Source organism: Acidobacteriota bacterium (genome assembly GCA_020845575.1).
In the GTDB taxonomy this organism is placed as follows: Bacteria; Acidobacteriota; Vicinamibacteria; order Vicinamibacterales; family Vicinamibacteraceae; genus Luteitalea.
The window spans coordinates 172,204-185,133 of record JADLFL010000040.1; the positions used below are offsets into that span (position 1 = coordinate 172,204).

The following is a 12,930-nucleotide window of genomic DNA, read 5'->3' on the forward strand; positions in this document are numbered from 1 at the left end:
GCTAGGTATACCACCTCGGATCACCATGCCGACGGGTGCAGGGCTCTCGCGAGTGCCTCGGCTGCTTCGGCGAGCCGGGGGCCGGGCTGCACGAAGTGGTCGCCCTCGAACGTGAGGATCCGGCCTGATTTCACCGCAGGAATGCCGGGCAACGCCAGCCACGGCGATGGCGATTCGGGCGATCGTGCCTCGGCACGCAACTCGACGATCACGTCGGGGGCGCGTGTCAGCAGCAGTTCGGTGGTGGCCTGCACGTTCTCGCGATCGACGTCGGCCAGGACGTTGTCGGCGCCCACGACGTCGAGCAGTTCGTGCAGGAAGCCCACGCCACCACTCGCCCACACCTGGCGGATCGTCCCGGGCTCACGACCGAACACCAGCAGGACTTTCGGCCGGGGCTGTCCCTCGACGCGCGAGCGCACGCCGATCAGCTGCGCGCGCAGCAGTTGCGCGGCCTGTCGGCCCGCCTCGGGATGACCCGTCTGCACGCCGAGGGCCTCGAACGTCTCGAGCGTCGCACCGATGCCGCCATGCCGATACGGGAACGCGGCGATACCGGCGCGCGCCAGCTGCTCGTGCAGCGTCTCCTGTGAGCCGTACGTGACGACGAGGTCGGGCTTCAACGACAGGATGCGCTCGACGTCCGGATCGAGGAGCGCGCCCACGCGCGGTCGCGACGCGACCTCCGCGGGCACCTTGTCGAAGCTGCTCACGCCGACCACCTGCGGTCCCGCGCCGACGGCGAACAGCATCTCGGTGGCCGACGGCACCAGCGACACCACACGCGGACCGACGATGGCGTCCGACGTGTCGACGCGCTCGCGCGGACGGCAGGCGCCCGAGACCGTGAGGATGACGAGGAGCGCCAACAGGGTACGTCGAGTCATGGCCTGCGAATCAGCAACCAGAGGAAGAAGGGGGCGCCGAGCACGGCGGTTACGACACCGACGGGCAGTTCGACCGGCGCGAGAACGACCCGGGCGATCGCATCGCAGGCCATGAGAAACGCCGCACCGAACAACGCCGACGCCGGCATCACGATGCGATGATCGGCGCCGACGAGCAGGCGGACGAGGTGCGGCACGATGATGCCCACGAACCCGATGGGCCCCGCGATCGCCACGGCCACGCCCGTGGCAATCGACGCCGCGAAGAACGCCAGCCGTTGCACGGCCACCACGGGCACGCCGCGCGCGCCGGCCTGTTCCGCGCCGAGCGCCAGGGCGTCGAGGCTGCGCGGCAGCCACGCGAACGCGATCGCGGCAGGCACCAGCAGCAGCGCCGCCACGGCCAGGGGACTGTAGCCGGCCACGTCGAGATCGCCCATCAGCCATCGCATCGTGCGCATGGCCTGCGTGAAGTCCGAGAGGTACTGCACGAGGAGGATCAGCGCGGAGAAGAACGCGTTGAGCGTGACGCCGGCGAGCAGCAGGACGTCTGTGGAGAACCCGCGATGCCGCACCTGGGCGAGGGCGTACACGATCGCCACGGCGCCGATCGCTCCGGCAAGGCTCGCGAGCGGCACCGCGGTGAGACCCGCGACGGCCCATGCCGGCATGAACGTGAGCGCCAGCATGGCACCCAGTGCCGCCCCCGACGAGACGCCGAGCGTGAACGGCGTGGCGAGCGGATTGCGCAGCAGCGCCTGCGTCACCACGCCCGCCACGGCGAGCGTCGCGCCCACGAGGCCCGCGGCCAGCACGCGCGGGAGGCGGGCGATGAAGAAGATCTGCGCGTCGAGGTTGTCGGCAAACGGCAGCGACCGATCGATCACGGCGCGCAGGTCCAGCACCGTCGATCCGACCAGCGGCGTGATGACGATCGCGCCGGCGAGGAAGGCCGCGAAGACCGCGTAGGTGCGCAGCGCGCGGCGCCGCCGCGCCACTGCCGTTTCGGCGGCGCGCCGCGGATCGGCGATGTGGCGCGTGGGGGCGATCACCGGCGCAGCCTCGACACGGGTGCGGGCACGAGAGAGATCGCGCCGTCGGCGTGCGTCATGCGATCGACGCGGAGGCCGTACAGCGTGTGCAGATGCTCGGGCGTGAGTGTCGCGTCGGTCGGCCCGTCGGCGAGGACGCGCCCGTCCTGGAGGAGGACGATGCGATCGCAGACCTGCCAGGCGAACTGGATGTCGTGCGTGGTGACGAGCAGCGTCAGCCCGCGTTGGACGGCCAGTGTGCGCAACAGCTGCGCGATCTCCACCTGATAGTGCAGGTCGAGCGCCGCCGTCGGTTCGTCGAGGACCAGGAGTCGCCCCGCCTCGTCCACGTCTTCATCGAACTGCGCGAGCGCACTCGCGATCACCACGCGCTGCTTCTCGCCGCCGCTGAGCGTGTCGAAGTGGCGATCCTCGAGATCCGCCGTGCCCGTGGCGGCAAGCGCCCGCCGCACCACGAGGAGATCGATGGCCGTCTCGAACCCGAACGGGCCGAGGTGCGCGTAGCGGCCCATCAGTGCGAGATCGAGCACCGTGTAGTCGAAGACGGGATGAATCTCCTGCGGCACCACGGCGAGCCGACGCGCGAGCGCGCGGCTCGGGAGGCGGCCGATCGGCTCGCCGTCGAGCAGGACGCGCCCGCTGGTGGGCGTCAGCGCGCCCGAGAGCGTGCGCAGCAGTGTCGTCTTGCCAGACCCGTTCGGGCCGAGCACACCGGTGATGCCGCCGCGCGCCACGTCGAGTGACACGCCGTGCAGTACGGTGGCCCGCCCGAACCGGCAGGTGACGTCATCGGCTCGTAGCAACGCGGACCCCGACCATGGCGCTGCGTCCCAGCGCGGGGAAACCGAAGATTTCCTCGTACGACCGATCGAAGATGTTGAGCACGCGGCCGAAGACCTCCACGCGATCGAGCAGACGCACGGTGACGCCCGCGTCGGCGGTGGTGAAGCCCGGGTTGGTGAGGATCCCGGCGCTGGCGCCGAAGCTCGGGTCGATGTCCTCCGCGTTGCTCCTGCCGTCGACGCGGAAGAATCCACTGACGCGTCCAGTCGTGGCCAGCACGTCGACGAACGCGCCGAGATCGGGACGGCGCAGCAGCCGGTCGCCCACCACGAACGGCGTGGGTGCGCCGGAGTCATCGTCATTGGCGAGGATCTCCGTCCGTTGGCGCACGAGGCCGCCGCGGATCGCGAGCGCAGATACCGGCCTGACCGACACGGACAGTTCCAGGCCGTCGCTGCGCGCGTTGGAGATGTTGTCGCTGGTGTAGCTGTTGGTACCCACGATGCGCGTGACGGTCACGATCAGATCGTCGTAGCGATTGCGGAAGTACGTGGCGTCTGCCACGATGCGGCCGCCGAGCCACGCGGCTTCGACACCGCCGTCGAGGCTGCGCGTGCGTTCGGGCTTCAGGCCCGGGTTGTTGGTGAACGCGATCTCGAACGCGCCCGGCGCGCGCATGCCGCCGCCGTATCCGCCATGCAGGCGAAGCCACGACGCGTCTCCGCCCGTCAGCCGCCAGCTCAGGGCCACGCGCGGGTTGACCACCGAGATGACGTCCTCGTCGAAAGCCGGCCGCGGACTCCACGCCGAGGCATTGCCTTCGAGCGCGAGCCGCGCCACGCGCTCGTATCGCAGTCCCCCCTGCACGGACAGGCCGCCTCTGTCGATGCGGCCCTCGCCGAACGCACCCACCTGGCGGCGATCGACGGGGATCTCCTGACCGAGCAGACCGGTGATGAACGCGGACGAGGCGCGCTCACGCGACACTTCGGCGCCGGCGCTCCACGACGCACCGAGCCACGCGGCGTCCACCTGTCCGCGTCCCGTCACGAGTCGGTTACCGGACTTGGTCGGGGTGTCCGGCGTGTAGATGCTCAGGAACGTGCTGTCGCGGTCGGCGTACGTGACAGCGCCGCGCGCCTGCCATGCCTGGCCGAACTGCCATGCCGCCGATCCACCTGCGGCGAAGGTCTCGTTGTCGTTGCGCGAAACACGGTCGACGCCGCCGTAGGTGTGGTTCGGGTCGCTGCCGTACGGGCCCGGCACGCCGCGCTCGTTGCGGCCGCCGCGCACGAGACCGGTGATCTGTAGTCGCGACGCCTGGTAGCCGAGGCTGGCCATGGCGTCGGTGCGGCGGTAGTCGTCGTTGCTCACGCGCTCGTCGGTCCCCGGCGCGATGCCCGTGAATCCGTCGGATTCGAGGCGCTCCACTCCGCCGCCCCACTGGAGCAGACCGCTCGTGCCGTTGGCCGCGGCGTTGGCGCGCCACGTGCCGAACGAACCGGCTTCGAACAGGCCGCTGGCGCGCGTCGTGCCGCCGCGGCGAGTCACCAGTTGCACCACGCCGCCGACGGCGTCGGACCCGTAGATCGCGCTCTGCGGACCGCGCACCACCTCGATGCGGTCGAGATCGAAGAGCGGCAGGTGCGCGGCATCGTAGGCACCGCCCATGTCGTTGAGGCGGATGCCATCCACCACCAGCAGCGTGAAGTCGCTCTCGCCGCCGCGCGGGAAGATCGACGTGACGCCGCCCCTGCCGCCGCTGCGCGCGACAGTGAAGCCCGGCACCGATCGCAGCGCGTCCTGCGACGTCTCGAGCTGGCGCGTGCGCAGTTCCGCCTGATCGAGCACCGTGAGCGCCGTGCCGCTCGCCGAGCGCGTCAACGGCACGAAGCCCGCCGAGACGACGACGTGGTCGGTCACGGCAGCCAGTCCCATCGTGATGTCGGCCGAGGCGTCTGCCGCATCGCGCAGCGTGACGGTTCTCGGAGCCGCGTCGAAGCCGTCGGCCACGACGCGCAGCACGTAGTCGCCCTCAGGCGCGTCGATGGTGAAGCGGCCGCTGGTGTCGGTCCGCGTTGTCGCGACAGGGCCTGTCGTGCCATCGAGCACGACACGGGCGTTGACGATCGGATGTCCGGGGCCGCTGGAAACCACGCCGGCGACGCGGGCCGCAAGGGCGGGCGTCGACAGCAGGGCCAGCAGCACCCCGGCCACGGGCAGGTGGGGTGTGCGAATCATGGAGCCTCCTCGGCGTTTCCACGCGCCGACGCCTCCGCGCGACATGCGCGGCGGCCGAGGACGTGCCCGACGGAAGGTTTCCTGACTTGGCGGGGAGAAAACGAGCGGCTTCGACGCCTTCCCACAGCATGACCTGCAGTGGCGGACGACGGCGGCGGGACCGCCGTCGGACGAAACCGGTTCACCGCTTCACAGTGGCGGGACCGTGCGGGATTTGCACCCGGCTTCCCTTCGACAACATCGGGTTGTCGGCGTCGAGGATAGCACGCGGGTGCCGTGCCACGCCTGCCGTGCCGATTGCCCGGGTGCAAGGCCACGAACGCCGAGCCGGTGCCTGGCGTGGTCGGTCGCGGGCCGGACGCTGGCCGGATCCCCGACCCGCCGGGGCCGGGCAGGCGGCCGTTGACCCATCAGTTGCGGCCCCGGGACCACTTGGCATAACATTCCCGTTTCGTGCGTCGTGTGGCTGTGGGTCGCGCAGACGCCTTCTTGTCCTCAACGAGGAGCGCATGAGCAAGAGTTCCACAGTGACCGTCCGCGAGACGCCGGTTGCGGAAGTGACGACCGCGTCCGCGGGTGCGTTGAAGATTCACGGCGAAACGTTCGTCATCGAGACCGACGAGCGTGTCGACGTGGTGGACTTGACCGAGCGCATCATGGAGCTCGTCCGTAGTCTGAACGTCCGCGAGGGCATCGTCAGCCTGTGGTCGCTGCACACCACGTGCACGGTGTTCATCAACGAATTCCAGACGGCGTTGCTGTCGGACATCAAGCGGTTCCTGGAGAAGATGGTTGCGCGCGACGAAGCCTGGGTGCACAACGACCCCGACTTCAGCGATTGCGACAGGATGAACGCAGACAGCCACCTGCGCGCCCTGCTCCTCGGGCACAGCCTCACGCTGCAGATCAGCGGTGGCGACGTGGTGCTCGGTCAGTGGCAGCGCATCCTGATGGGTGAGCTCGACGGCCCGCGCTCCCGCACCCTGCGCGTGCAGGTGTGGGGCATCGCCTAGAGTCGCCGGCACCAGCCGATATGCCGGCGTCACCGTCGGCCACGTTCTTCTCCATGCGCACGCGTCTTCGCGCAGCCGGCCTGCTCGACATCGCAGATAGACTCGACGCTCACCAGCGGCTGTCGGCCGAGGATGGCCTGCGCCTCTTCGAGCATCCCGACCTGCGTCTGGTCGGCTGGCTCGCCAATCGCGAGCGTGAGCGGCGCCACGGCGATCGCGCCTACTACAACTACAACCTGCGTCTCGAGGTCACCAACGTCTGCCAGGCGTCGTGTCTCTTCTGCTCCTTCGCGCGCCTGCAGGAGGGCGGTCCGGGTGCGTACACGATGTCGCTGGAGCAGGCCTGGGACAAGGTGCGCAGCCGGGCGGGGCAGCCCCTCACCGAAGTCCACATCGTCAACGGCCTGCACCCGCATCTGCCGTTCAGCTACTACAGGGATCTGCTCGCGGGCTTCAAGCGCATCCGTCCGGAGATCACGCTCAAGGCGTTCACGGCCGTGGAGATCGCGTTCTTCGCCGATCTCTACGGGATGACCGACGAGCAGGTGCTGCGCGAGCTGATGGCGGTGGGGCTGGAGTCGATTCCCGGCGGCGGCGCCGAGATCTTCGCCGATCGCGTGCGGCGCAAGATCGCGCACGACAAGGCGGATGCGGACCGGTACCTGGCCATCCACGCCATCGCGCACCGGCTCGGCATGAAGACCAATGTGACGATGTTGTTCGGGCACATCGAGCGTCTCGACGAACGCGTGGATCACATGGTGCGCGTGCGCGCAGCGCAGGACGAGACAGGCGGTTTCCAGGCGTTCATCCCGCTGACGTTCCATCCCGACAACAACCAGATGCGGAAGCTGCCGCCCCCGACGGCGGCCGACACGCTGCGCACGATCGCCGTGTCGCGACTGATGCTCGACAACGTCGAGCACATCAAGGCGTTCTGGATCGCGACGGGCGTGTCAGTGGCACAGGCCGCGCTCTGGTTCGGCGCCGACGACCTCGATGGCACGGTGCAGGAAGAGCGCATCTACCACATGGCCGGCTCCGATACGCCAGACATCCTCACCACCCCCCAACTCCGTCACCTCGTCGAACGCGCCGGCCGCACCCCCCTCGAACGCGACACGATGTACAACCTCGTAAGCGTCTGACGACGGCAACCGGCAACCCGGCACCGGGCAACCGGTAGGGCCGGCCGGCCTCCATTCGATTCGCACCCGATGCGGGCGCGGGTGGCGCCGGACGGGCCCCGCCCGCCCGCAAGCGCGTCTCCCGTACGAGTGCTGTTCGCGCTGCGGACGGGTGGGGCTGTCCGGCGACAGGACCCGCGCCCATTCGGACGCTCGGAGTACTCTTGCGTGCATCGACAAGGGAGGACGTCATGGATCGACGCCGGTTTCTGCATGCGACGTGGCCGTTGGGCTTGATGGGGATGGGTGCCGTACGCGCGCACGCGCAGGTACCAGCGCCTGCGAACGGCCAGCCGTCGGGACCGCCGCTTCGCCAGTTCGACGCGCATCAGCCGCTGGTCATCGAGCGGCAGCGCGAGGGCAAGCCGCGAGCGGGGCAGGTCGTCGTGGCCATCCAGCCGCACTCCGACGACATTCCTCTCTTTGCCGCCGGCATCGTCCTGAAGCTGATCGACGAGGGGGCGACAGGCTACGTGATTCGCGTGACAAACGACGACATGGCCGGCCCCGGATCGTACGCGGAGACGGTCATGGCCAACTGGCGCGACTCCGAGGCCGTGGGGAAGGCGCTCGGCGTCACGCGCACCTTCGACCTCAACTACAACAACCACATGATGGACAACATCGCGTGGGCCGAACTGCGCCAGCGATTCATCTTCCTCTTCCGACTGCTCAAGGCCGACATCGTCGTCACCTACGATCCGTGGAGCGCGTATGAGGAGAACCCCGACCACGCGGTGACGAGCCGCTGCGTCGAAGCGGCAGCATGGATGGCTGGCGGCAGGAAGGATTACCCGGAGCATTTCGCCGCCGGGCTCGTCCCGCATTCGGTGAGCGAGAAGTACTACTTCGCCCGCTTCCAGCAGCGCGTCAATCGCATCGTGGACATCGGCCCGTGGGTGGAGCGCAAGATCGACGTGAACCTCGAGAACGCGGCGCAGGGACCGGCCGGGCAGAGCGGACAACGGCTACGCGCCAGACTCGCGGCCGAAGGGCGACGCCTCCCACTGCTCGGCGACGATGACAGGACCGCCAACCGCGAGTACATCCGCCAGTTCGTCCTGGACCGCGACCGAGACGCCGGCGCCCCGCACGGCATCGCGTACGCGGAAGCATTCCATTACATTTCCACGCCACCCGACGCGGTGCAGGAATACCTCCGCCAACACGCGACTCCACGCTGACCTGTCTGCACGAGCATGGACAGCCATGCGACTTCAGATCCGATCGCGTCTGCCCTCAGCACGCGACGAGGTCCAATGACGCATCGATGCGCCCGATGTCGCCCGGATCGCTGGTGACGACCAGAGCCGAGTACCTGCGCGCGACCAGTACCACGCTTGCGTCCACGACATCCGACGTGCCCGTCTCACGGCAGAGCACGCCAACGGCTCTTGCCTCATTGCCGTCCAGCGCGGTGATGTTGACGGTATCCGAGCCCAATAGGCGGGCAATGCGTGCCTGTGTGCGACCGTCGCGCCAAGCCTGGGCGATGACCCCGGCCGGGGCATGTAGCGCGCGATGATGCGCGACCGCGAGTTCGACCAGCGTTCGGACTCGTCGATCGTTTCGCTCGAAGGCGATGAGCGCACCCGTATCGAGTACTACAGGCCGAGCACGCTCCGCGCCCATGCTTCCTCCTCTTTCGTGGGCGGACCGTTTTCGGCCCGCATCTCGGCCAAGAGCGTCGTCAGATCTTCGCGCCGTGCCTTCTCCTCCATGGCCGAATCGACCCAGGCGCTGACGGACTTCGCTTTTCCACGCTTGACCTGGCGCTCGGCGCCCTTCAGAACCTCGCGCCGCACCGTGACGGAGACACGCGTTTTCTGCATACGAAAATCATACTCTCGCCGGACCTGAACGTCGTTCGGCGCATGCCTGCACCCCGTACACTGTTCTCATGACGGCCTCCGAGACCAGGCGCACGAGCAGACAGGCGCGCCGACGCTCGACAGATGCAGCCCGCCGCATCGCCGAGAACTTCAGGTTCCGCGCTGCCATGGACGAACTGCAAGGGCCACGCCCGCCCGTCAGGCGGTTGCGTGCCTGTGCCGGGCCGTTGCCGGACATTCGTGCCAAAGGCGCGGCGGTGTCGCCGATTCCTGAGAGCATCCCCTGATGGTTCACCAGACACTCGAACGGCTGACGGTGGCCACTCGCGGGCGCGGGTTCTACGAGATCACGCGCGACGTGCAGGCGCGCGTCGCGGACGCGGGCATACGCACGGGGCTCTGCACGCTCCATCTCCAGCACACCTCGGCGTCGCTCCTGATTCAGGAGAACGCCGATCCCGACGTCAGGCGCGACTTCGAGCGGTTCTTCGCGCGTCTGGTGCCTGACGGCGACGCGCTCTTCGTCCACACGGTCGAGGGCGGCGATGACATGCCGGCGCACATCAGGACCGCGCTCACGACGGTCAACCTGAGCGTGCCGGTAGCCGACGGGCGACTGTGTCTCGGCACGTGGCAGGACATCTACGTCTGGGAGCACCGGACCTCGCCGCACACACGATCGGTCGTCGTTCACCTCATCGGCGACGCGCGCTGAGCTCTGGTACCATTCGCCCATTCCGCACCGGAGGACGAACGATGGCGCCTTTCACCCGACGCGCATTCCTGAAGACCGGGCTTGCCGCTGGCACCCTGGCCGCGACCGGCTCGCTGTCGGTCAGCGCCCGGCGGCGGAGTGCGACGGACGCAGTCACGCTCGGTCGATCGGGCGTCACGGTCACGCGGCTGGCGTTCGGGACCGGCAGCTTCAGCGGACGCGTCCAGCGCGACCTCGGACAGGACGGCTTCACGCGACTGGTGCGCCATGCCTACGACAACGGCATCCGCTTCTTCGAGACGGCCGAGTCGTATGGCGAGATGCACCGCATGCTCGGCATCGCGTTGAAGGGCATCCCGCGCGACACCTACCAGATCATGTCGAAGGTGACCACGCGCGACGGCGTCGATCCGCAGCAGAAGTTCGACGAACTCCGTCGTCTCGCCAACACCGAGTACTTCGACATCATGCTGCTGCACTGGCAGCACACCGCGACGTGGCCGACAGATACCGCGCGCTGGCAGGACGCGATCCTCGACGTGCAGTCCCGGAAGATCGTGCTCGGCCATGGTGCGTCGGTGCACGGATTGCCCGCCTTGCGGCGAGTGCCAGGTAACGCGTGGCTCGACGTCGCGATGATTCGCGTGAACCACACCGGCAAGGCCATGGACGCCGAAGACTACGCGACGCAGGGCCTCGGCAACGTCCCCGAGGTCGTCTCGCACGTACACGCCGTCCGGAAGCAGGGGATGGGCGTCGTCGGCATGAAACTGGTGGGCGAAGGCGCTTTCGGTCGCGAAGACCGCCGCAAGGCCATGCGCTTCGCGTTCCGTGACGCCGGCGTCGATTGCGTCACCGTCGGCTACAAGAGCCCCGCCGAGATCGACGAAGCCATCGAGAACCTGAACCTCGCGCTTGCGTGAGACGACGTCGATGACTGGTCGCGTGCGAGGAGCGGCGGCGCCAGTCGCGCACGCGGGCCAGCGCGCTTTCGAGGCCGATCTCACACATCCCTTCCGACCTCACGCGTGCGCACGGAGACCGCGTGGGCAGCGACAGCGTCACCGCGGTGCGTGGTGGGTTGGCGACGTCTGAGTCCCGAGCGACGGATAGCCGCAGACGGCGTTCGATAGAACCAGATCTGTCCTCCTGTGGAGACCTGATTGGCGCCAATGTGTCCTCTCGAGAAGGACACATTGACGGACTCCCACCGGGCACGTGGCGTCGTCGCCGCAGCGGCAGCATCGATGACGTGCGCCTACTTCATCGTCAGCCGCGTACTGATCTCGCGCAGTTGGCGTCTGGCGTCGGCGTCGGTGGCCTGCGCGTGCGGCGGTGACACGACCTTGCCGAGGAAGTAGCTGCCGCTCGGCGCGTCGGTGGCGATGGCGGCCATCACGGCGTCGGCACCCTCGTCGATGGTGGTCCGTGGCGTCATGCCCACGGACGCGATCATGTTCGTGTCCATGCCCGTGGCAGGGTGGACCGCCTGCACGACGATGCCTTTGGACTTCAGCTCCTCCGCCAGATCGATGGTGAACATCACCTGGGCGAGTTTGCTCTGGCTGTACGCGCGATAGCCCGTGTAACCGCGTTCGATCATCACGTCTGTGAAGTCGATCGGCGCCGCGCTGCGCGACGAGACGTTGATGATGCGCGGCGCGCGGCCCTTCTCGAGGAGCGGCAGGAGTCGATGGGTGAGGATGTAGCCTGCGAGGTAGTTCACGGCGAACGTCAGCTCGTGTCCGTCGGCGCTGACCTGCCGCTCGTCGCGCAGGAAGATGCCGGCGTTGTTCACGAGCAGGTCGAGGCGCGAGTAGTCGCGGGTGATGGCGTCGGCCAGCGTGCGGACCTCGGCGAGCGACGCGAAGTCGGCGCGATAGAAGCGTGCCGACCCCTTGCCGGCTTTCTCGATCTCGGCGACGAGCGCCTGCCCGCGTTCGCCGTTGCGGCCGTGCACGATGACGTGCGCACCCTGTGCCGCAAGCCGGCGTGCCAGCTCACGGCCGAGTCCATCGGTCGAGCCCGTGACAAACGCAACGCGCGCGTCCGGTGCGGGAGCCGCCGCCGGCTGCGCGCCAGCGGACAGGCCGGTCATGGCGATCAGCGCGAGAGCCAGGCCCAGTCGATGCATGGCGGGATCATAGCGGCAACCGGCAACCGGCAACCGGCAACCGGCAACCGGCAACCGGCAACGGGCAACGGGCAACCGGCCAACGCGATGGGGCCCCGTGCGCCGGATTGAACGGCGACGCGATGCCGACGGGCCCAACCGGTTGCCGGTGTGCCGGTTGCCCGTTGCCGGATTGTCACTCCAGCGTGAAGGCGACCGAAACCGTCATCACGACTTCGATAGGGTTGCGGTTGAGGAGGGTGGGCGAGAAGCGCCACTGCCTGACGGCGCCGGGTGCGGCTGTCGCAAGCGCGGGATGGACGTCGGGCGAGGTGACGCGGCTCGCGATGACGGCACCATCGCGTGCGATCACCGCGTCGATGCTCACTGTGCCTTCGTAGCCCGCGTCGCGCGCGGCGTCGGGATAGACGGGCGACACGTCGTGCGTTCTCCGCGGCGGCTTGATGTGACCGCCCACTCGGACGCGAATCGGACCTGAGGCCGGCGCGACGGCTCCGGAGCCACGCTTCGCCTTCACGGCGAGCGTCTCCTTGATCGCGTCCACCTGCAGCGTGACGATGCGCGTCCAGTCAGCGAGCTGCGCAAACTGGATGGTCTGGCTGACGGGTACGAAGCCGGGCACGCTCGCGGCCAGCGCGTACCGGCCGTCATCCACGCCGGCGAAGAAGAAGCGCCCCTCCGCGTCGGTCGTGGCCTCGGCCGTGCGGCCGTCACCGCAGGTCTGTCGACGGTGCGAGCAGCGCCAGCGATCGTTCATCGTCGACCGTGGCGTCGTCATCAGGAAGAGCGTGCGTTGGCGTTCCGACCGAGGTTTTGGAGGGTTCGGCGTCGACTCGCGCTGGTGCGGCAGAGCTTCACGGCGGGCGGCATGCGCACGTCCACCGACGGCAATACGTAACCGATCGGTGCGATCACCGGCGCCGCGCAGAATGTCACGAGAAGCACGGGCGCCTCGTTGCCTTCGAGCTCCTCGGGCGTGAGCTTGCCCGCGCCGGCGCCGAGGAGCGCCGCCATGACCTTGGCGCGCGAGCCGTCGTAGAACGTGTCCATGAGATGCCGCAGTGCCGATCAGCCAACCACCACATG

General features: G+C 68.6%; 14 protein-coding genes and 1 riboswitch. Of the genes, 5 read left to right on the forward strand and 9 right to left on the reverse strand.

Features of this window, described 5'->3' with window-relative positions; translation table 11 throughout:
- Positions 1-20 precede the first annotated feature (20 nt).
- From IT182_11920 to IT182_11935, 4 genes are read right to left on the reverse strand one after another with little or no spacing between them, the layout of a single operon-like run.
- Complete coding sequence (locus tag IT182_11920; GenBank protein MCC6164045.1) at positions 21-887, reverse strand: ABC transporter substrate-binding protein; 867 nt, start codon at positions 885-887, stop codon at positions 21-23.
- Complete coding sequence (locus tag IT182_11925; GenBank protein MCC6164046.1) at positions 884-1,939, reverse strand: iron ABC transporter permease; 1,056 nt, start codon at positions 1,937-1,939, stop codon at positions 884-886. Before IT182_11925 ends, IT182_11920 begins: the two co-directional genes overlap by 4 nt.
- Positions 1,936-2,685 carry an ABC transporter ATP-binding protein gene (locus IT182_11930; GenBank protein MCC6164047.1) on the reverse strand — a complete coding sequence of 250 codons (750 nt, stop codon included), beginning with the start codon at positions 2,683-2,685 and terminating at the stop codon, positions 1,936-1,938. The genes IT182_11925 and IT182_11930 overlap by 4 nt, the downstream gene beginning before the upstream one ends.
- Before the next feature lie 40 nt (positions 2,686-2,725).
- Positions 2,726-4,963, reverse strand: a complete 2,238-nt coding sequence (locus IT182_11935; GenBank protein ID MCC6164048.1) for a TonB-dependent receptor — start codon at positions 4,961-4,963, stop codon at positions 2,726-2,728.
- Between the two features lie 74 nt (positions 4,964-5,037).
- Positions 5,038-5,195, reverse strand: a riboswitch (cobalamin riboswitch).
- 277 nt (positions 5,196-5,472) lie between these two features.
- Here IT182_11935 and IT182_11940 point away from each other — a divergent pair.
- The 3 genes from IT182_11940 (at position 5,473) to IT182_11950 (ending at position 8,347) form a co-directional block, all read left to right on the forward strand.
- On the forward strand, positions 5,473-5,976 hold the full coding sequence (locus tag IT182_11940) for a YjbQ family protein (protein ID MCC6164049.1): 504 nt from the start codon (positions 5,473-5,475) through the stop codon (positions 5,974-5,976).
- Positions 5,977-6,029: 53 nt separating this feature from the next.
- Positions 6,030-7,124, forward strand: a complete 1,095-nt coding sequence (gene mqnE, locus IT182_11945; GenBank protein ID MCC6164050.1) for an aminofutalosine synthase MqnE — start codon at positions 6,030-6,032, stop codon at positions 7,122-7,124.
- Between the two features lie 230 nt (positions 7,125-7,354).
- Positions 7,355-8,347, forward strand: coding sequence for a PIG-L family deacetylase (locus tag IT182_11950; protein MCC6164051.1), 993 nt, complete (start codon positions 7,355-7,357; stop codon positions 8,345-8,347).
- 55 nt (positions 8,348-8,402) lie between these two features.
- Here IT182_11950 and IT182_11955 read toward each other — a convergent pair whose 3' ends face one another.
- Positions 8,403-8,795 (reverse strand): PIN domain nuclease, encoded by a 393-nt coding sequence (locus IT182_11955; protein MCC6164052.1) that lies wholly within the window; start codon positions 8,793-8,795, stop codon positions 8,403-8,405.
- Positions 8,768-8,995 carry a hypothetical protein gene (locus IT182_11960; GenBank protein ID MCC6164053.1) on the reverse strand — a complete coding sequence of 76 codons (228 nt, stop codon included), beginning with the start codon at positions 8,993-8,995 and terminating at the stop codon, positions 8,768-8,770. The genes IT182_11955 and IT182_11960 overlap by 28 nt, the downstream gene beginning before the upstream one ends.
- Before the next feature lie 286 nt (positions 8,996-9,281).
- Between IT182_11960 and IT182_11965 the strand changes: the two genes are divergently transcribed.
- Positions 9,282-9,710, forward strand: coding sequence for a YjbQ family protein (locus tag IT182_11965; protein ID MCC6164054.1), 429 nt, complete (start codon positions 9,282-9,284; stop codon positions 9,708-9,710).
- A 41-nt stretch (positions 9,711-9,751) separates the two neighbouring features.
- The gene (locus tag IT182_11970; GenBank protein MCC6164055.1) at positions 9,752-10,633 is read left to right on the forward strand and encodes an aldo/keto reductase; all 882 of its coding nucleotides are present in this window, start codon (positions 9,752-9,754) and stop codon (positions 10,631-10,633) included.
- Between the two features lie 335 nt (positions 10,634-10,968).
- Here IT182_11970 and IT182_11975 read toward each other — a convergent pair whose 3' ends face one another.
- The 3 genes from IT182_11975 to IT182_11985 all read right to left on the reverse strand — a co-directional run bounded on the left by IT182_11975 (position 10,969) and on the right by IT182_11985 (position 12,894).
- On the reverse strand, positions 10,969-11,808 hold the full coding sequence (locus tag IT182_11975) for an SDR family NAD(P)-dependent oxidoreductase (GenBank protein MCC6164056.1): 840 nt from the start codon (positions 11,806-11,808) through the stop codon (positions 10,969-10,971).
- 211 nt (positions 11,809-12,019) lie between these two features.
- Entirely contained in the window at positions 12,020-12,622 is a 603-nt protein-coding gene (locus IT182_11980) for a TonB family protein (protein ID MCC6164057.1), read from the reverse strand.
- Positions 12,622-12,894 (reverse strand): hypothetical protein, encoded by a 273-nt coding sequence (locus tag IT182_11985; GenBank protein ID MCC6164058.1) that lies wholly within the window; start codon positions 12,892-12,894, stop codon positions 12,622-12,624. The genes IT182_11980 and IT182_11985 overlap by 1 nt, the downstream gene beginning before the upstream one ends.
- Positions 12,895-12,930: the final 36 nt, after the last annotated feature.